Origin of the sequence: Pseudomonas sp. GXM4 (assembly GCF_008923895.1) — a bacterium.
In the GTDB taxonomy this organism is placed as follows: Bacteria; Pseudomonadota; Gammaproteobacteria; order Pseudomonadales; family Pseudomonadaceae; genus Aquipseudomonas; species Aquipseudomonas atacamensis.
This window is the reverse complement of record NZ_WBRZ01000104.1, coordinates 1-17,249: the sequence shown is the minus strand read 5'-3', so window position 1 is coordinate 17,249 and position 17,249 is coordinate 1. Positions and strand designations below refer to the sequence as shown.

Genomic DNA, 17,249 nt, shown 5'->3' with positions numbered 1-17,249 from the left:
TATGATTGCTCTCATACATAAAGTTGTACAAGAGCCATAAACTTGTAGAGCTAATACTCAACTATCGTGCTGACTGGTCACTTTCAAGATATCGGTATAAGTGACAATAACGCTCTGCCCTACTTTCAGATCCTTCAACTTGGCCTGAATCTCCGGCTTCTTCACATCGAGCGTCTTCGATTGTCCGGATGGATTTTGGAGGGTGACCTGATTGGTCTTCAAATCAATTTTGCTGATTTTCAGCTGCACCTGAACCTGACGATAGGCCTCGCCGCCCGGGTTATCGCTGCCCGGGGCCTTGCGCAGTTCGCCAGTGCGCTCGGTGGTGCCTGGCAAACCTTTATCTACATCGGTGTCGAGATAAGCGGCGACAGATCGCTGCACCTCGATCTTCACCAGGTCCCCTACTTTGAGATTGGCAAGATTTTTCGCTTTCTCGCTGAGCTGAACGTGGACCTGACGTCCTTCGGGGCCTTCTAGCACGACCTGGTGATTGGCCGGGTCGACAGCGAGCACTTTGGTGGTAACGGAATCGGCCTCAACGACGGCGGATAACGGAATGTCGGCAGCCAGAGCGCCGAAACTCGTGACAGAAAGCAGCGTTGCGAGAGTGATGGCCTTGGCCAGAGCGTCGAGCTTCATATGCATTACTTTCCCTGTGATGAAATGGCGACACCCGCCACCGAAAACACTTCAGCGGCGGGCGTGCCAGTGAGCATAGACGCTGTTCAGGGCTTGACTTGGGTTTGTGGGCCTCGGGTGTGTGGCTTGGCGGTCTCCTGCGCAGTGGATTCGCCACTCGGCGTGCCTTTGCCGCTGTCCTGCCGCTGCTTGGGATCGGTCGGGCGCAGGGCGTCGTTATCGCGTTCGGTTTCGCCGGCCGGGCGCGGTTCGTCGGGATTGTCGTTCTGGTTGATGGTCTTATTCATGGCAGAAGTCCTCAGGCTTCGGGGTCGTCGAGTTCGCGGGCGACGTTGACCTCGGGTGACTGCTTGTGCAGATCATCGGCTTTGGCGCGCAACAACTGCCATTGTTCAAGATCAATCGCGCCTTGGCCGAGCAGGTCATCGGCGATGCGCTGCAGATCGAAATAGTGAGCGTCGGGCGATTGCTGCCAAAGAGTCTGATCGTCGAACAGGCGTTGCCAGGTGTTGAGGTCCGGGAGTTGCACGTCGTCGCTCATGAGTGAGTCCGAAAATGGCGGGTTTCTGGGTAGAGCCTATTGGCGAAGGGAGAGTTCCGAGCGGTTTGATTAGTGGCGACCTTGCTGACGCCATCGCTGGCAAGCCAGCTCCCACAGGGATTGGGGTTAAGCAGTTCTTCATCGGTGTCTTCGAGATAGCCATCGCGAGCAGGCTTACTCCTACAAGATTAAGATCAAGAGCAACAGATCGCAGCCGTCGGCAGCTCCACGATGAGCATTCGCCTTTGAGTCGAGTGTCATCTCGCCTGCTCTTGATCCACCGGCGACGTCGGAAGGCTGAGTGGAGGGATTGGTCCCGCAGCGAAGGAACCCAAGCCTGCTAGGGTCGAACGCAGGAGCAAGCCTTTTGGATTACCTTTTTGCTGGGCCGGCACTCCGGCGTTTGAAAAAGGTGACTCGCCGTGAGGGCGGAACCCTGAGCAGCCGTTACCGCAGCGATGGATATGTACTCCGCTCCTACCTTGATTCAGCACTGAACTTCTGCAGATAAGCCAACAAATTATTCAACTTCTCCTCATCACTCAGCCCCCAGAAAATCATCCGCGTCCCCGGCACCACCCCTTTCGGATCCTCGAGATAAGCCTTCAACGTCGCCCGATCCCAGGTAATCCCCGAGTTTTTCATCGCATCGGAATAAACATAATTGGCCGAAGTCCCCGCAGCCCGGCCAATGATGCCGTTGAGCTGCGGACCAAACCCCGAACGAGCCGACTCGCCAACCTGATGGCAACCGCCGCACAGACGCGGAAAGATTTTCGCCCCGGCCTCAGGATCGCCCTCAGCCTGTGCGCTGGTGCTGAAGATCAAGGCGAGAAACAGTGTCGTGGTGAATTTCATTGAACAGTCCAAACCTCGCTTTGCATGGCGTGGACGCAGTTTACAGATAAGCGCCGACAACCGTTCTGACGGTGATCAACGCCTGACGCAACACCTGCATCTCCACCGAGCCGAGCGCCAGACGAATCGCATGGGGCGTATGGGCCGACAGCGAAAACGGCTCGGCGCTGGTGACCGAAATCTGCTGCTGCATCAACTCGACCACGATCTGATCGGCACGCACATCTTCGGGCAACGGCAACCACAGAAAATACGAGGCCGGATGAGCAATGTAGCGCAGCCCTTTGAGCACCTCGGCGGCCAAGGCCTGTCGCGCCATCGCATCACGACGTTTCTGCGCCTCAAGCACGGTGACGGTGCCGTCGTCGAGCCAGCCGCACGCAATGGCGGTCATCACCCCAGGCGTGTTCCATGTCGTCGCGCGAATGATTCGCTCCAGTGCGGACACTAGAGGAAGCGGAGCGGCAATGAAGCCGACGCGCAAACCGGTGGCGATGTTTTTCGACAGGCCCGATACGTAAAACGTCCGTTCCGGTGCCAGTTCAATCAACGGACATGGCGGGTTTTCGACCAGAAACGCGTAGGCAGCGTCTTCAATGATTGTCAGATTGTGCCGCCGGGCAATCGCCACCAATTGCTCGCGCTGTTCCAGTGGCATGACCCAGCCCAGCGGATTGTGCAGCGTCGGCATGCTGTATACGGCGCGCACCGCACGCTGGCGACAGAGTCTGTCCAGTGCCGGCAAATCCGGGCCGTGCTCCGTCATCGGGATCGCCAGCACTTCCAGATGCAGAGCGTCGGCCAGCACCTTGAATCCCGAATAGGTCAGCGCATCGGCGGCGATTACATCGCCGGGTTTGAGCAGAGCCATCAGCGTCACCGCCAAACCTTGCTGAGCGCCATTGGCGATCAGCACTTGGTCGGCTTCAACCGCCACGCCGCGTGTCGACAAATGTCGCGCCACCGAGGCGCGTTCGTGGGCACGTCCGGCGTGGGGTTGATAACGCAGCAGTGCTTCCAGATCACCGGACAACGCCAGTTGGCGCAACGCCGTGCGCAACAGTTCAGCCTGACCTGGCAACGAGGGATAGTTGAAATTCAGGTCGATCATGCCGACCGCCACGTCTTTCTGATCGATGCCCTGCCCCGGCGCCAGCGACGTTTCCCGAACAAACGTGCCGCGCCCAGCTTCACCACTGACCAGGCCCATCGCTTCAAGCTCGGCATAAACCCGTGAAGCGGTAACCAGCGCCAGTCCTTCCTGGCTCGCCAGCTGCCGATGAGTTGGCAGTCGCGTGCCCGGCGCCAATCGTCCTCCACGAATGTCTGCCGCATAGCGGTCAACCAGAGTCTTGTAACGGGAACGCGGCATATCGGCTGTATCCATGACAATTTTTTGATTGTGCTGATTCTCCGCCCTAGGATCACGGCGACACAAGCCACTTTTTGAGCGCGACCGACATGCACACAACATCGACTGCGGCCCACCCGGCACTGGAAAAAACCAGTGGCTGGATCAATGGTTTTATCGGCGTGCTGATTTTCAGCGGTTCGCTGCCGGCCACACGTTTGGCGGTGCTGGAATTCGATCCGGTGTTTCTGACCGTGGTGCGAGCAGCGATCGCCGGCGCACTGGCCGTCGGACTTCTGCTGTTGTTCAAGCAACAGCGACCGTCGCGCCATCAGTGGCTGTCGCTGTTGATTGTGGCGCTGGGCGTGGTGTTGGGTTTTCCGCTGCTGACCGCGTTGGCATTGCAGCACGTAACGTCAGCGCATTCGATCGTGTTTGTAGGATTGCTACCGCTGGCCACGGCGATGTTTGGTGTCTTGCGTGGCGGTGAGCGGCCGCGGCCTGTGTTCTGGATCTTCTCGATCCTGGGCAGTGCGCTGGTGGTAGGCTTTGCCCTGTCTCAAGGCTTGAGCGCCTCGCCCACCGGCGATCTGCTGATGCTCGCGGCGATCCTGGCCTGCGGCCTCGGTTACGCCGAAGGCGCGAAACTGTCGCGCAGCCTCGGCGGCTGGCAGGTGATCTGCTGGGCGCTGGTGTTGTCGTTACCGCTGATGACAGTGCTGAGCCTGTGGCTGGCGCCCGCCTCGTTCGCCGACATCAGCTTGCCTGCGTGGATGTGCCTGGGCTACGTGTCGCTGTTCAGCATGCTGATCGGCTTCGTGTTCTGGTATCGCGGTCTGGCACAAGGTGGAATCGCAGCGGTCGGGCAGTTGCAGTTGCTGCAGCCGTTTTTTGGTCTGGCACTGGCGGCGACGTTGCTGCATGAGCAGGTCAGTGTCGGCATGCTCGGCGTCACGCTGGGGGTGATTCTTTGCGTGGCGGGAGCGAAGAAATTCGCCGGGTAATGTTCAGTGTTCGGCTTTCCATTGCCGAGGACTGAGCCCGGTCTTGCGCCGAAACGCCCGGGCCAGCGCCGACGGACTTTCGTATCCAACCTCCTCGGCAATCAATGCAATCGGCCGGCCTTCGCGCAGGCGTTTCTGCGCGAGACTGACGCGCCAGCTCAACAGGTAATCGGCCGGCGTCTGCCCGACCACGCGGCGAAACTGCTCGGCAAAACCGGCGCGGGACTGGTTCGCCGCCGCCGCGAGATCGGCCACGCTCCAAGGCTTGTGCGGCTGCTCGTGGATCAGGTTCAAGGCGCGAGACACGCGCGGATCCGCCAGCCCGGCCATCATGCCCGGTTGCTGATCTCGACTGCCGATGAGATGGCGCAGCAGCAGAATCACCAGCAATTCAAACAGACGATCCATCACCGCCACGCGCCCGCAATGCCCTTCAAAAGCTTCGTTGAACAGCCAGTCAAGGGTGCTGCGCAATTCCGGGATATCGGTGAGTTTCAATACCAGATAGTCCGGTAACGCGGCGGCCAGGGCATTGCCCGAGCCACCGTCGAAGCTCAGCGAGGCGCACACCACTTGGCTGGCCATGGCCTCGTCGGCAGACATCCGGTGGGTAAACGGCCGGGGAAAGAAAATCAGTGACGGTTCGTCCAGACGGATCTCCCGCTCGTTGCCCGGTTTGAGCAGCAACGCCCCGGCTTGCAGAACATGCACATGGCCGACCGGCTCGCCTTCGTGAACGCTCACGCCGCAAAACGCGCCGCTATGAAAGGTCCCGGCGTTCACACCGAAATGACTAAGTAATGTGGAAAGGCGATCCATGGCTGACTCCCGAAGGCATATCTGGACGATCTGCCGCATATCCTCGACGATTTGCCGCCAAAGCGCCATTGGCAGCTCCTAAGATCTCTCCATCGCCGCTGCACTTCGCTGCGGAATTTCGGAGAATCACCATGAGCCGCATCCCTGCAATCAGCCTCGACACCGCCACCGATGCCACCCGTCCTGCACTGGAAGGCGTGAAGAAAAAAATCGGCTTCCTGCCCAACGTCTTCACCACCCTCGCCCAAGCGCCGGTTGCATTCGACACTTACCTGCAAGCCTCGGCGATCCTCGGCAAGACCTCGCTCAGCGCCCAGGAAAAAGAAGCCATCTACCTCGCCACTTCGCAGGTCAACGGTTGCGACTATTGTCTGTCCGCGCATACCGTGTTTGCCGGCAAGGCCGGGCTGTCGGCGGAGGACATCATCGCAGCACGTCACGGCGAACTGAATGCCTACGCCGCCCTCGCCCGCCAACTGACCGAAACCCGTGGCCACTTGAGCGATGAACAATTGGCCGCTGCCCGCGCTGCCGGTATCGATGACCGCAAGATCATCGAAGTGATTGCCCTGGTGGCCGTGCAGACATTGACCAACTACCTGAACAACACGGCGCTGACCGACATTGACTTCCCGGCCGTCGAGGCCTGAGCAGTCGCTCACGAACTGAAGAAAAATCCGCTGGCGAAAAGATGCTCTTTTCGCCAGCGCTGTTTTTTGCTGCCATGATGTAGGTCAGAATAATTCGCAGCGCAAACAGTGTCTGGTGCGCTGAAACCAAACACCCTGCGCGCAGGTCTTTGTTCTCAGACAAATGCCCGGAAAGACACGAACCCCATGACAGACTGGTTGCAAGACAACGGCGAGATGGCCGGACAGATCCGCCGTCACGACTGGGCAAATTCGCCCCTCGGCCCGTTGGAAAACTGGGCCGATGTACTCAAGACCACTGTCTCGCTCAGTCTCGCCTCGCATTTCCCTCAGGCGATCGTCTGGGGCCCGCAACTCATTACTCTCTATAACGACGCCTTCGTACCGATTCTCGGCGACAAGCCGCACGCGTTGGGACGCCCTTTCAGCGACATCTGGAAGGAAGCCTGGCACGAGATCAGCCCGATTGCTGAGGCCGCGTACGCCGGCCAGGCCACTTACATCGAAAACTTCGCTCTGCAGATCGAACGCGGCAAAGGCCCGGAGCAGGCGTTCTTCACTTTTTGCTACAGCCCGATTCGCGACTCCCACGGCAATGTCGTCGGCATGATCGACACAGTCACCGAGACCACCCAGACCGTTTATCTCAACCGACGCCTGGCCGTCCTCGATGCCATCGGCGAAGCGGTGACCAATGCCACCGATGCGCAAGCAATCCTGGCGGCAAGCACGCGGCTGATGGTCGAGCAGTTGCAATTGTCCAACTGCGCCTACGCAGACATGGATGCCGACGAGGATGGCTTCACCATTCGCGGCGACTATGCAGCGCCGGGTTCGCCGAGCATCGTCGGCCACTACCGTTTGCGCGATTTCGGCGAGAAAGCAGTACGTCTTCTGCGCGCGGGTCAACCTTTGGTGATCCACGACAACCGCAGCGAATTGCCGCCGGAAGAATCAGCGACCTTTCAGGGCATAGGCATCACCGCCACCATTTGCGTGCCGCTGATCAAGCAAGGTCGCCTTACCGCGTTAATGGCCATTCACGACAAAGTGCCGCGTGTCTGGTCGAGCTTCGAACAGGCGCTGCTCAGCGAAGTCACCGAACGTTGCTGGGCGCACATCGAACGGGTGCGCGCCGATGCGAACGTGCGCGAGGGCTTGCTTGCATTGGCTGAACTCAATGCCACGCTGGAACAACGGGTCGAAGAACGCAGCCTGCGCCTGGCCCAGGCCGAGTCGGCGTTGCGCCAGTCGCAGAAGCTCGAAGCCATCGGCCAATTGACCGGCGGCGTCGCCCACGACTTCAATAATCTGCTGACGATCATTCGTTCGTCGGTGGATTTTCTGCGCCAGCCCAACCTGCCGGAAGAACGCCGCCAGCGCTACATGCGCGCGGTTTCCGATACCGTCGAGCGCGCCTCCAAACTGACCAGCCAGTTGCTCGCCTTCGCTCGCCGTCAGCCGCTCAATCCGCAGGTAGTCGATGCCGGCGAACGGCTGGCCAATATTGGCGAGATGCTCGAATCGGTCACCGGCGCGCAGATTCACGTGTGCGTCGTACGCCCGGATCACCCCTGCTACATCCGCGTCGATCTCAGTCAGTTCGAAACCGCGTTGATCAACATTGCGCTTAACGCCCGCGACGCCATGAATGGTCAGGGTGAGCTGAAATTGCGCCTGGAGTGCCACAAAGCGCTGCCGCCGATTCGCGGCCATGCTGGGTCCAGCAGCCATTTCGTGTCGATTGCCCTGGCCGACACCGGTGCCGGTATCGACGCACACACCCTTGAACACATCTTCGAGCCGTTCTTTACCACCAAGGCTGTCGGCAAAGGCACGGGGCTGGGGCTGTCGCAGGTGTTCGGCTTCGCCAAGCAATCGGGCGGCAACGTCGATGTTTCCAGCGTGCTTGGTCAAGGCACCGAATTCACCTTGTATTTGCCGCAAGTGCCGGCGATCGAGGCAGAAATGGACGAGGCAGAGGACGATGGCGAGGTGCAGCCGGCCTGCGAGAAACGCCGGGTGCTGGTGGTCGAAGACAATCTCGATGTCGGCCGTTTCGCCAACCAGATCCTCCAGGATCTGGGCTATGAAACCGCATGGGCGACCAACGCTGAAGAAGCCCTGCAGTTGGCCGGTAGCGATGCCAGCGCGTTCGATGCGGTGTTTTCCGACGTAGTCATGCCGGGCATCACCGGCGTCGCGTTGGCCAAGGAACTGCGCCAGCGCCGCCCCGATCTGCCGGTGATTCTGACCTCCGGCTACAGCGAAGAACTGGCGCGCAGCGGGTACGAAGGTTTTGAATTTCTCGCCAAGCCCTACTCCGCCGAACAGGTCTCGCGGATTCTCGGCAAGACCTGGCTCAAGGACGCAAAACCAGCGGCGTCAGTCGTGATCGACGCCGGCGCGCTTGAGTAATTTCTTGCAGCGTTCCGACAGGTGAAACACCTGTAGATGCTTGCCCGCCTTGGCGTAGCGTTCACGCAGGGTTTTCAATGCGGCGATCGCCGAGTAATCGACAAAGCTCAGGTGTCGGCAGTCGAGAGTGACTTTGGCCGGGTCGTTGGCCGGGTCGAACTGATTGAGAAACGGCGTGGTCGAGGCAAAGAACAGCGTGCCGTGCAGGCGATAGAGCTTGCTGCCGTCGGCCTCCAGATGTTCATCGGCATACAGCTCGCGGGCCTGCTGCCAGGCGAAGTTGAGCGCAGCGATGATGATCCCGCACAGCACGGCCGTGGCCAGATCGGTGAACACGGTGATGGTGGTCACGGCGATGATCACCAGCACATCGTGCAGCGGCACCTTGTTGATCACCCGCAACGACGCCCAGGCGAAGGTCTGCTGCGACACCACGAACATCACCCCGACCAGCGCGGCCAGCGGGATACGCTCGATCAGCGGTGACAGAAACAGAATGAACAACAGAATCAGCACACCGGCAACCACGCCGGACAAGCGCCCGCGTCCGCCGGAGCTTAGGTTGATCACGGTCTGGCCGATCATCGCGCAACCGCCCATGCCACCGAACGCCCCGGACACCATGTTGGCCGCGCCGAGCGCTACGCACTCACGATCCGGATAGCCACGGGTTTCGGTGATTTCGTCGGTCAGGTTCAGCGTCAGCAGGGTTTCCAGCAGGCCGACCATGGCCATCAGGATCGCGTACGGGGCGATGATGCGCAGCGTTTCCAGGCTCCACGCAATGTCCGGCATGGCGAAAGTCGGCAGACCGCCGGCAATGTGCGCCATGTCGCCGAGGGTGCGGGTCGGCAGGCCGAACAGGTAGACCAGCAGGCCGACACCCAGGATCGCCACCAGCGCCGGCGGTACCGCTTTGGTCAGGCGCGGCAGGATGTAAACGATGGCCATGGTCAGCAGCACCAGCCCAGTCATCAGGTACAACGGCGTACCGCTGAGCCAGTGCTCGCCGCTTTTGAAGTGCTCCAGTTGCGCCAGGGCAATGATGATCGCCAGGCCGTTGACGAAACCTAGCATCACCGGATGCGGCACCATGCGCACCAGTTTGCCCAAGCGCAACAGCCCGAACGCCATCATGATCAGACCGCCGAGCAGCACCGTCGCCAGCAGATATTGCACGCCGTGTTGCACCACCAGCGCGACGATCACCACCGCCATCGAACCCGCCGCACCGGAAACCATTCCCGGTCGGCCGCCAAACAACGCCGTCAGCGTGCAAATGATGAACGCGCCGTACAAGCCCATCAGCGGATTGAGATGCGCGACCAGCGCGAAAGCAATGCATTCGGGCAACAGGGCGAACGAGGTGGTGAGTCCGGCGAGGACATCGGCGCGCAGACGAATCGGTTTCATGGCTTACCTGACTGAGCGGCCGCTGGGCACGGCTGCTGTTTTCGAAAAAAAGAGGGAGGCGAATGTTACGGAATTGTTCAGCCTCGGGCCAGTGAAACGCTGACATGGAGTGGCGCGGGCCTTATCCTTGCAGGCTTGTCCATCGAATCGAGTCGCAGCATGTCAACGTTTCTGTCCGCCCGGGAGGTGTGTCAGCGCCTGCGCGAAGCTGCGCTGGGCGTGCTTGGGTTCGAAGTCTGCCAGGTAATGTCCGAGTCCGGGCTGATTGCCGTTGATATCGACGGCTGGCATCTGCGGTTGGACTTCGCCGAGGGACACTTGCATCACTGTGAATACGCGCGCAACTGCGCCGGGGATGAAGCGACGCTGGACACTTGGCAGCGTTATGGCACGGACCCGGTGAGTCTGCTCAGCACGTGGGAATTGGCGCAGATCGAGCGGTTATTGCGTGAGGCGGATGGAGTTGTGGCTCAGGGCTTCATTTCCAGAACCAGAGACGACTGACTTTCTTGCATGCGGTCATACCAGCCCTGCAGCACATCGGGCAGCCGCTTCTTCCACTTCGCCACGTTGGTGTAGTACCGCAGATGTTCGTGGCCCTGGTCATCGTAGCTTTTGAAGATCAGCCAGATCTGTGCGTCGGCGGCACTCATCAGAATGCCGATGCCGCCGAGACCGCGCATCCACATTTCTACAACCTGAGCATCGGGCACATCTTTTGAGTCTTCGCCGACCTGCAAGGAACCGGAGGTCTCTACCAGTTTTTGGTAGTCGGTCTTGAGCAGCGAACGCAGTACCTTATCTTCTGCAGGCGTGCGAGCCAGACCCAGGCTGAGCAGATCGTAATCCAGCTTCAGCGGTTGTTCGGAGGCGACATACCGACCGGCGTAATACACGCCCATGCCACCGCCGCAGTCGGCATCCGCACCGGTTTGTACTACGTTCAGTACGCCATTGATTGGCGTGATGGTGAGTTTGCAGGCGTCCTCGGCATACACGGCTATTCCATCCTTGAGTACGGCAACGCCGGTCAAGTCTCCGGAATTGGCGCCCTCGCCTGCCGAGATATCGATGGCGATATGCGTGGCATCACGACGTTGGGTGACAAGGGTCGCCGAGGTCGAGGTGCCGCGCGGAATCAGTTGCCAGGTGGCATCCCAAATGAAGGGCTGAACCGCGTGTTCGAGCTCAGTGAGGCGCATCAGGTATTCGCGCCGCAGACACGCGCTCAGGGCGCCGCAGGCGTTGCGGTTTTTCAGCCACTGACGCTGGTCGGTTTTCAGGGTTTTGGGATCGGCAACTTTGCCCAGCGTGGTCCGCCATTGCTCGGCGAGCTTGTCGTCGAGGCTCGAGAGGTAGGGATCGCTGCAGATCGCTTTTTCGGTTTTGCTAGTGGCACTGGTGCAATCGAAACTGCTGGCGTGAGCGGTGCAGGCAAGGACAAGAGAGGTCAGCGCCACGGCGTGACGCAGGTAGATACTGAACATCGACAGATTCCGTTCTTCGGGCGGCGGGAGTATGCCAGTGCTGCTGCCGTAAATCGCCGTTGTCGTTGAGTCTGCTCACCCCTGTGGGAGTTCAGAAGGTGATTTGGGCTGCCGGTTTGACGTCGATTCGTGCCACGGAACTGGTCAGGGCGGCGAAGTCCTTGTTGTGTTCGGCAATGATGTCCTCGGCGCTCATGTTGCCGTTATCGACCGTCGAATGCGCATCCCGCGCGACGACGATGTCGTAGCCCAGTGAATGCGCGCTGCGCACCGTGGCGTTGACGCAGTAATCGGTCTGCAGGCCGCAGATGATCAGGCGTTCGAAGTCCTCGCTGGGCAGCAGCTTGCCGAGATCGGTCTGGTAGAAAGAGTCCCCGGTGGTTTTGTCTACGCGCAGGTCTTTCGTAGAAGTCAGAAGGTTTTTCGCCAGTTGCCAACCCTCAGCACCGCGAACAAATGAGCCGTCCTTTTCTTCGTGCTGAATCAAAACCACCGGAACGCCAGCGTCGCGGGCGCGTTGGCTCAGATCATTGATCGTGGCGATCACGCGGTCGATTTCAAAGCACTGATATTCACCAGCACACAGTGCCTGCTGGACGTCGATGATCAGTAATGCGGTGGTCATGTCGAGCCTTCCTTGATCAATCCTTGAGAATGGGGCGGACCTGAGCCCGCCCCTTTTTACTCCGCTCAGTAACCCAAAGACAAGCCGGTATTGCGCCGTGGATCGTTGGCGCCGTAGAAGCGATTCTTGCCAACCGGTTTGCCGTCCAGTGACGGCGCGCCGACCAGAATCGCGGCGATGTGGTTGGCATCCTGCGGGCCGGCAAACTTGTGGCCCCAGCTTTCCAGGATTTTTTTCGTATCCGGGCTGGCGGCGAAGTCTTCGAGGTTGGTTTCCTCCGGCATCCACTGCTGATGGAAGCGCGGCGCGTCGACCGCTTCCTGCAGGCCCATGCCGTAATCGATGACGTTGAGCATGGTCAGCAAGGTCGCGGTGATGATCCGGCTACCACCCGGCGTGCCGACCACCATCACCACTTTGCCATCCTTGGTGACGATGGTCGGACTCATCGACGACAGCGGCGCCTTGCCCGGTGCGATGGCATTGGCCTCCCCCTGGACCAGCCCGTACATGTTCGGCACGCCGACCTTGGAAGTGAAGTCGTCCATTTCATCGTTGAGAATCACCCCGGTCTTGCTCGCCATGACGCCCGCGCCGAACCAGTCGTTGAGGGTGTAGGTGACCGAGACGGCATTGCCCCACTTGTCGACGATCGAATAGTGCGTGGTGTTGCTGCCTTCATGCGGCGCTACACCGGGCTTGAGCTCAGCCGACACGCCGGCCTTCTGCGGCTGGATGGCGTTGCGCAGTTTGGTCGCGTAATTCTTGTCCAGCAGGTGCTCGATCGGATTCTTCACGAAATCCGGATCGCCGAGGTAGCTGTTGCGATCAACGTATGCGTGGCGCATCGCTTCGATCTGGTAGTGCATGCCCTGAGCGGAATGGAAGCCCAGGTCCTTCATCGGATAGCCTTCGAGAATGTTCATGATCTGGCAGATCACCACCCCGCCGGAGCTTGGCGGTGGCGCCGAGACCACGTGATAGCCGCGATAATCGCACTCAACCGGGGCCAGTTCGCGAGTCTTGTATTTGTCCAGGTCGGCCTGGCTGATGATGCCTTTGTTGGCCTGACTGGAGGTGACGATTGCATCGGCGACCCAGCCTTTGTAGAAGCCGTCGGCGCCCTTGTCGGAAATCGTCCGCAGGGTTTTCGCCAGATCCTTTTGCACCAGTTTCTGCCCGACCTGCATCGGCTCGCCGTTGCTGAGGAAGATCGAGCCGGAATCGCGCATGTCCTTCTTGAACACATCCGTCGCGTATTCGAGCAGCTCGACATCGCCCTGCTGCAATTCGAAACCGTCTTCGGCCAGTTTGATCGCCGGGGCAATCATCTCCTTGCGCTGTTTGGTGCCGTATTTGCTCAGCGCCAGCTCCATGCCGGACACGGTGCCCGGTACGCCGACCGCCAGATGGCCGCGCGTGCTCAGTTCCGGGATGACGTTACCGTCCTTGTCCAGATACATGTTGGCGGTCGCTGCCAGCGGCGCTTTTTCGCGGAAATCGAGAAAGGTCTTGCGCCCGTCCGCCAGTTGAATGGTCATGAACCCGCCGCCGCCAAGGTTGCCCGCAGCCGGGTAGACCACCGCCAGCGCATAGCCCACGGCCACTGCCGCATCCACGGCATTGCCGCCGTTTTTCAAAACGTCGACGCCGACATGGGTCGCCAGATGTTGCGCAGTGACCACCATGCCGTTTTCCGCCGCCACCGGCGCCACCGATGCCGCGTGAGCCATGAGACAGCTGAGCGCCAGAGAGGCCGCAATGAGCGATCTGGCCAAAGGTTCGTACTTCATGAGTCGATCTCTTTTTGTTTTTGGGGACTGCGCAAAACGCAGGGCCACGCTTCAGGAGCAACAAGCAGTATGGCCGGCTTTGCGTATTGCGCCTCCCCGTTCAGCCAGTATGCTGAGCCATCGCAGCCGTTGGCAGCTCCTGCCCGAATCAAGCGAAGAGGTTGTTCATCGCCGCGTACTGCAACAGCATGATGGTCTTGGCATCGCAGATCTCGCCGCGTTGAAACGCTGCCAGTGCCTCATCGAAGCCCCATTCGAGCACTTCCAGCTCTTCGGTTTCCTCTTCCAGGCCGCCACCGTCGCTGACCTTGGAGGTGGCATCGTATTCAGCGATAAAAAAGTGCAGCTTCTCCGTCACCGAACCGGGACTCATGTACGCCTCGAATACTTTTTTCACGTCGTGCACGCGGTAACCGGTTTCCTCCTCGGCTTCGTCACGAATGCGCTGCTCGGGCGCGGCACCTTCCAGCAACCCGGCGGCCACCTCGATCAACAATCCATCGTGGCCGTTGACGAACACCGGCAAACGAAACTGGCGGGTCAGCACCACCGTGCGCTTTTCGCGGTTGAACAGCAGAATCGCCGCGCCGTTGCCTCGGTCGTATACCTCGCGGGTCTGGCGCTGCCATTCGCCGTTGTTGCGGTGGTAATCGAAAGTGATTTTCTTCAGCAGATACCAGTCGTGGGACAACACCTGAGTGTCGACGATGTTGACCCGTTCGGCTGTGTTGGACATCGCGTCTGATCCTGTCTTCATGGGGGACTGCCATGGTCGGACAATTGCGCCGACAAAAAAAGCCCGGCAGCGCTACCGGGCTCGTTCCGCTCCCGCGGTTACTGGAAGTCGACGTCGAAGGCCTGGTAGAAGGCGTTGCCGGTATTGGCGACGATCCACATCAGCACAATGACGTGATGCCCCTTCTTGTTAGTCGGCAGTTGCACTTGGTGATCAACCTTGGCCTGCAATTCGCCGGCATGGCTGTAATACGGCACTTGCGGGTAGAAGTCTTCGAAGAACGGCTGGGTTTCGAGCTGCGCACGGCTGATGCGTTGCTGTGGATCCCAGCCGTCTTTGGTGATCAGCCAGCGATAACCACGGGTGGTGTGCGGCGCGGTGTACGCCCAGCTGACCTCAAGAGTCTGCCCCGGATCGACGTTGAGCAGCGGCCAGCTGAAGGAACGACCGAGCTTCTTGCTCATCTCGTCGGCGGTGTAATTGACGCAATCGCGGGCATCGGTCTTGCCGCCGCTGAGAATGTAGCCATCGGCCGGCGGCGCGACGCTGTCCGAGTCGGTCTCGAAAGGTTGCGGGAAAGGTCCGGCGTCTACGGCCGGAAAGTTCTTGCCACCTTCCATTTCATTGACTTGCCAGGCACCTAGCAAGCCGAGGTCGATGGCCACTGCGCCGCGACTCGCTGGCGAGATGACACGACCGTGTTTGAGTTGGGTTTGTGGGATTGCCTGATTCATCGTCTTCACTCCGTTGATTTGAGAACTCTCCTTCCCGAGGAGAGGCCTTCAAGCTAACGGAGGTGAATTTTTTGTCCATCGGCGCTTTTGTCACAGTCCCAGTGTGCAAGACGTAAAAAGCCAGGAAACACTGGATGCATAACCAGTGCTCGACGACGCATCGCACTCAACGTGTAGCTGAACACCTACACGCCGAGTCGCCTTTGGTCATTCAGACAGTTGCGCCTGATACTCCTTTTCGTACTGCCCGGCGAGTTGGCTTTTCTGTTTATCGTCGAGCAGCTTGCCGGCCATCTGGAAGAATTTGTGCTCTTCTTCCTCGAGGTGGTGATGAACCTTGTCGGAAAGCTTTTTGGCCGTGGCCAGCCAGGCCGGACTGGACATTTCGGTCTCGTCGAGCTCTTCCATCATCTCGTCCATTTCGTGGTGTTCGGCGATGGCGTGGCGGCTCAGGTCAACGCCTTCGTCGATTTCCATCAACGGAATGTAGAAGTGCCGCTCTTCAGCGGTTTCATGCGCTTGCAGTTCTGCTTTGAGCTGCTTGTAGGCCTCGACCCGCTCAGGGCTGTCGCCGCTGGTCGCGATCAAAGCCTTGGCGTAAGTGCGCTGGCGCTCGTGGCTTTCGCGCAGGGCTTCAAAAATATTCACGGGATTTCCTCATCAATCGCGCTCAGGGAAAGACGCGATAAAAGCCTAGACCGCAACGCTGGTTTGACGGTTCCGCTTGTTCGATCGAAGGGCTTGGAGGCGTTTGCCCGGACGGGTTAGGCTGGGCGTTCAATTACACAAGGAAGTCATGCATGAATTTGCGTATCGAGTTGACGGACAGTCCTACCGAGGAACAGCGTCAGGCCATTCTGCAGCCGCTGATCGAGTACAACGATGCTCAAACCGGCGGTTCGAAATCCGAGCCGTTCGCCTTGATGGTCAAAGACCAAAATGGCGAAATACTGGGCGGTTTGTACGGGCGAATGATTTTTCGCTGGATGTTCATCGAGCTGCTGTCCGTGCCGGAACAGGGTCGCGGACAGGGTATCGGCTCGAAATTGATGGCTCAGGCGGAAGCCCTGGCCAAGGAAAAAAACTGCTACGGCCTCTGGCTCGACACCTTTGATTTTCAGGCGCCGGAGTTCTACAGGAAGCTGGGGTTCAGCCAGTTTGGGGAAATCGTTGACTACCCACCGGGGCACAAGCGGCACTACTTTCAGAAGCGCCTGATCGATTGAGTCATGCCGTATTCGCGAGCAGGCTCGCTCCCACAGTGCAATGCATTACAACTTGTGGGAGCGAGCCTGCTCACGAAAGCGTCAACCGCTTCACCCCATAATCAAAGGCAGGTCGCCATCGCCGCCATCCGCCGCATCGCGACAAAATCACTCTTCTGCGCGTAATAGTTCAAGGTCGTGCCGGACGCTTCGGTGATCACATCGACAAACGACTCTGCCGAACGCGTATAAACCGTAGTGCCGCCGGACTCGCGCGGTTCCAGATAGGCCGCCGCGTCGACGCCAAACACCGCTTCGTCCTGCCAGGCGAATTGCACGCACCGGGCGACGTCTTTCTCCGGCTTGTCCGAGGTCAGGACCTTGTCCGGGCTCTTGCTGCGAGCATCGTTCATCACCGAACCGGCGCACCCGGCCAACAGGGCCGCCGTCAGCACTACCATCAGCATTCGCATTGCATTTGCTCATCGAGAAAAAAGCGGACTGTAGCACTGCGACGCGGCAAATCGTTCTGCTTTACTGTTTTTATGCGCGACATGCGCAAGCAGGTGCGGCACCCTATGGTCATCAGTCACACAAGGAAATTACATGGCGCCTAGCGACCAGCGACATGAACAGGCTTTGAAACTGTTTCTCGATGCGCGACCCGAACTACGTGAAACCTTCGACCATCTCAACCCGCTGCTGGCTCAGGCCAAGGGCGAAACCCAGGCGCAGTATCGCGAAGAACGCTTGCACGAAGCATTCGAGGCTGAGGCGGAAAGCCAGGGGTTGTTCGCCTGGGAGCTGACGTTGCAGCTGACCGCTGATTCGCCCGAGGACTATCAGGCGCAACGCCTGGAAGTACATCGGGAAGTGGCGGAAATGGCGGGGATGGACTGGATCGAGTATTGCGATCTTTACGGCATCACCCCGTAATCGATGTAGGAGCTGCCGAAGGCTGCGATCTTTTGAT

At 59.5% G+C, this 17,249-nt stretch carries 20 protein-coding genes; 6 read left to right on the top strand and 14 right to left on the bottom strand.

The genetic code is table 11. The features are described 5' to 3' along the window. Positions 1-57: 57 nt before the first annotated feature. The 5 genes from F8N49_RS14815 to F8N49_RS14795 all read right to left on the bottom strand — a co-directional run bounded on the left by F8N49_RS14815 (position 58) and on the right by F8N49_RS14795 (position 3,413). Positions 58-642 carry a hypothetical protein gene (locus F8N49_RS14815; RefSeq protein WP_151551830.1) on the bottom strand — a complete coding sequence of 195 codons (585 nt, stop codon included), beginning with the start codon at positions 640-642 and terminating at the stop codon, positions 58-60. An 86-nt stretch (positions 643-728) separates the two neighbouring features. Then, a complete protein-coding gene (locus F8N49_RS14810) occupies positions 729-929 on the bottom strand; it encodes a hypothetical protein (protein WP_016774113.1) in 201 nt (66 codons plus the stop codon). Between the two features lie 11 nt (positions 930-940). Next, positions 941-1,183, bottom strand: a complete 243-nt coding sequence (locus F8N49_RS14805) for a hypothetical protein (protein WP_016774112.1) — start codon at positions 1,181-1,183, stop codon at positions 941-943. Positions 1,184-1,660: 477 nt separating this feature from the next. Continuing rightward, on the bottom strand, positions 1,661-2,041 hold the full coding sequence (locus tag F8N49_RS14800) for a cytochrome c family protein (protein ID WP_071172871.1): 381 nt from the start codon (positions 2,039-2,041) through the stop codon (positions 1,661-1,663). A gap of 40 nt (positions 2,042-2,081) precedes the next feature. Next, entirely contained in the window at positions 2,082-3,413 is a 1,332-nt protein-coding gene (locus F8N49_RS14795; RefSeq protein WP_071172872.1) for a PLP-dependent aminotransferase family protein, read from the bottom strand. A gap of 89 nt (positions 3,414-3,502) precedes the next feature. Here F8N49_RS14795 and F8N49_RS14790 point away from each other — a divergent pair, with 89 nt between their 5' ends. Further along, positions 3,503-4,396, top strand: coding sequence for a DMT family transporter (locus F8N49_RS14790; RefSeq protein WP_122746982.1), 894 nt, complete (start codon positions 3,503-3,505; stop codon positions 4,394-4,396). Positions 4,397-4,399: 3 nt separating this feature from the next. Here the strand turns inward: F8N49_RS14790 and F8N49_RS14785 are convergent, their stop codons facing one another. Then, positions 4,400-5,215, bottom strand: coding sequence for an AraC family transcriptional regulator (locus F8N49_RS14785; protein ID WP_122612149.1), 816 nt, complete (start codon positions 5,213-5,215; stop codon positions 4,400-4,402). A gap of 131 nt (positions 5,216-5,346) precedes the next feature. On the opposite strand from F8N49_RS14785, the gene F8N49_RS14780 reads away from it, so the two are divergent. Together F8N49_RS14780 and F8N49_RS14775 are read left to right on the top strand one after the other, a co-directional pair. Next, the gene (locus F8N49_RS14780; RefSeq protein ID WP_122698889.1) at positions 5,347-5,865 is read left to right on the top strand and encodes a carboxymuconolactone decarboxylase family protein; all 519 of its coding nucleotides are present in this window, start codon (positions 5,347-5,349) and stop codon (positions 5,863-5,865) included. A gap of 186 nt (positions 5,866-6,051) precedes the next feature. Continuing rightward, the gene (locus F8N49_RS14775; RefSeq protein ID WP_151551829.1) at positions 6,052-8,283 is read left to right on the top strand and encodes a response regulator; all 2,232 of its coding nucleotides are present in this window, start codon (positions 6,052-6,054) and stop codon (positions 8,281-8,283) included. Here F8N49_RS14775 and F8N49_RS14770 read toward each other — a convergent pair. Next, a complete protein-coding gene (locus tag F8N49_RS14770) occupies positions 8,251-9,696 on the bottom strand; it encodes a SulP family inorganic anion transporter (protein WP_130888684.1) in 1,446 nt (481 codons plus the stop codon). The genes F8N49_RS14775 and F8N49_RS14770 overlap by 33 nt on opposite strands. 159 nt (positions 9,697-9,855) lie before the next feature. Between F8N49_RS14770 and F8N49_RS14765 the strand changes: the two genes are divergently transcribed. After that, complete coding sequence (locus tag F8N49_RS14765; RefSeq protein ID WP_151551828.1) at positions 9,856-10,200, top strand: hypothetical protein; 345 nt, start codon at positions 9,856-9,858, stop codon at positions 10,198-10,200. Here F8N49_RS14765 and F8N49_RS14760 read toward each other — a convergent pair. The 6 genes from F8N49_RS14760 to F8N49_RS14735 form a co-directional block, all read right to left on the bottom strand. Beyond that, positions 10,167-11,183 carry a lysozyme inhibitor LprI family protein gene (locus F8N49_RS14760; RefSeq protein WP_151551827.1) on the bottom strand — a complete coding sequence of 339 codons (1,017 nt, stop codon included), beginning with the start codon at positions 11,181-11,183 and terminating at the stop codon, positions 10,167-10,169. The genes F8N49_RS14765 and F8N49_RS14760 overlap by 34 nt on opposite strands. Positions 11,184-11,274: 91 nt before the next feature. Continuing rightward, positions 11,275-11,808, bottom strand: a complete 534-nt coding sequence (locus F8N49_RS14755; protein WP_151551826.1) for a cysteine hydrolase family protein — start codon at positions 11,806-11,808, stop codon at positions 11,275-11,277. Between the two features lie 65 nt (positions 11,809-11,873). Further along, entirely contained in the window at positions 11,874-13,601 is a 1,728-nt protein-coding gene (gene ggt, locus F8N49_RS14750; RefSeq protein ID WP_073471286.1) for a gamma-glutamyltransferase, read from the bottom strand. A 148-nt stretch (positions 13,602-13,749) separates the two neighbouring features. Next, positions 13,750-14,337: an NUDIX domain-containing protein gene (locus tag F8N49_RS14745; protein WP_151551825.1), complete on the bottom strand. Its 588-nt coding sequence runs from the start codon at positions 14,335-14,337 to the stop codon at positions 13,750-13,752. Between the two features lie 98 nt (positions 14,338-14,435). Next, the gene (locus F8N49_RS14740; protein ID WP_110645505.1) at positions 14,436-15,071 is read right to left on the bottom strand and encodes a lytic polysaccharide monooxygenase auxiliary activity family 9 protein; all 636 of its coding nucleotides are present in this window, start codon (positions 15,069-15,071) and stop codon (positions 14,436-14,438) included. 207 nt (positions 15,072-15,278) lie between these two features. After that, complete coding sequence (locus F8N49_RS14735) at positions 15,279-15,719, bottom strand: hemerythrin domain-containing protein (RefSeq protein WP_024013399.1); 441 nt, start codon at positions 15,717-15,719, stop codon at positions 15,279-15,281. Between the two features lie 152 nt (positions 15,720-15,871). Between F8N49_RS14735 and F8N49_RS14730 the strand changes: the two genes are divergently transcribed. Further along, entirely contained in the window at positions 15,872-16,297 is a 426-nt protein-coding gene (locus F8N49_RS14730; RefSeq protein WP_151551824.1) for an N-acetyltransferase, read from the top strand. Positions 16,298-16,398: 101 nt separating this feature from the next. Here F8N49_RS14730 and F8N49_RS14725 read toward each other — a convergent pair whose 3' ends face one another. Beyond that, a complete protein-coding gene (locus F8N49_RS14725) occupies positions 16,399-16,749 on the bottom strand; it encodes a hypothetical protein (RefSeq protein WP_071172885.1) in 351 nt (116 codons plus the stop codon). Between the two features lie 133 nt (positions 16,750-16,882). Here F8N49_RS14725 and F8N49_RS14720 point away from each other — a divergent pair, with 133 nt between their 5' ends. After that, positions 16,883-17,212, top strand: a complete 330-nt coding sequence (locus F8N49_RS14720; RefSeq protein ID WP_071172886.1) for a DUF6388 family protein — start codon at positions 16,883-16,885, stop codon at positions 17,210-17,212. Positions 17,213-17,249: the final 37 nt, after the last annotated feature.

Coding starts and splice junctions, on each gene's coding strand:
- F8N49_RS14815 (WP_151551830.1), bottom strand. CDS start 642: ATGAAGCTCGACGCTCTGGCCAAGGCCATCACTCTCGCAACGCTGCTT.
- F8N49_RS14810 (WP_016774113.1), bottom strand. CDS start 929: ATGAATAAGACCATCAACCAGAACGACAATCCCGACGAACCGCGCCCG.
- F8N49_RS14805 (WP_016774112.1), bottom strand. CDS start 1,183: ATGAGCGACGACGTGCAACTCCCGGACCTCAACACCTGGCAACGCCTG.
- F8N49_RS14800 (WP_071172871.1), bottom strand. CDS start 2,041: ATGAAATTCACCACGACACTGTTTCTCGCCTTGATCTTCAGCACCAGC.
- F8N49_RS14795 (WP_071172872.1), bottom strand. CDS start 3,413: ATGCCGCGTTCCCGTTACAAGACTCTGGTTGACCGCTATGCGGCAGAC.
- F8N49_RS14790 (WP_122746982.1), top strand. CDS start 3,503: ATGCACACAACATCGACTGCGGCCCACCCGGCACTGGAAAAAACCAGT.
- F8N49_RS14785 (WP_122612149.1), bottom strand. CDS start 5,215: ATGGATCGCCTTTCCACATTACTTAGTCATTTCGGTGTGAACGCCGGG.
- F8N49_RS14780 (WP_122698889.1), top strand. CDS start 5,347: ATGAGCCGCATCCCTGCAATCAGCCTCGACACCGCCACCGATGCCACC.
- F8N49_RS14775 (WP_151551829.1), top strand. CDS start 6,052: ATGACAGACTGGTTGCAAGACAACGGCGAGATGGCCGGACAGATCCGC.
- F8N49_RS14770 (WP_130888684.1), bottom strand. CDS start 9,696: ATGAAACCGATTCGTCTGCGCGCCGATGTCCTCGCCGGACTCACCACC.
- F8N49_RS14765 (WP_151551828.1), top strand. CDS start 9,856: ATGTCAACGTTTCTGTCCGCCCGGGAGGTGTGTCAGCGCCTGCGCGAA.
- F8N49_RS14760 (WP_151551827.1), bottom strand. CDS start 11,183: ATGTTCAGTATCTACCTGCGTCACGCCGTGGCGCTGACCTCTCTTGTC.
- F8N49_RS14755 (WP_151551826.1), bottom strand. CDS start 11,808: ATGACCACCGCATTACTGATCATCGACGTCCAGCAGGCACTGTGTGCT.
- ggt (WP_073471286.1), bottom strand. CDS start 13,601: ATGAAGTACGAACCTTTGGCCAGATCGCTCATTGCGGCCTCTCTGGCG.
- F8N49_RS14745 (WP_151551825.1), bottom strand. CDS start 14,337: ATGTCCAACACAGCCGAACGGGTCAACATCGTCGACACTCAGGTGTTG.
- F8N49_RS14740 (WP_110645505.1), bottom strand. CDS start 15,071: ATGAATCAGGCAATCCCACAAACCCAACTCAAACACGGTCGTGTCATC.
- F8N49_RS14730 (WP_151551824.1), top strand. CDS start 15,872: ATGAATTTGCGTATCGAGTTGACGGACAGTCCTACCGAGGAACAGCGT.
- F8N49_RS14725 (WP_071172885.1), bottom strand. CDS start 16,749: ATGCGAATGCTGATGGTAGTGCTGACGGCGGCCCTGTTGGCCGGGTGC.
- F8N49_RS14720 (WP_071172886.1), top strand. CDS start 16,883: ATGGCGCCTAGCGACCAGCGACATGAACAGGCTTTGAAACTGTTTCTC.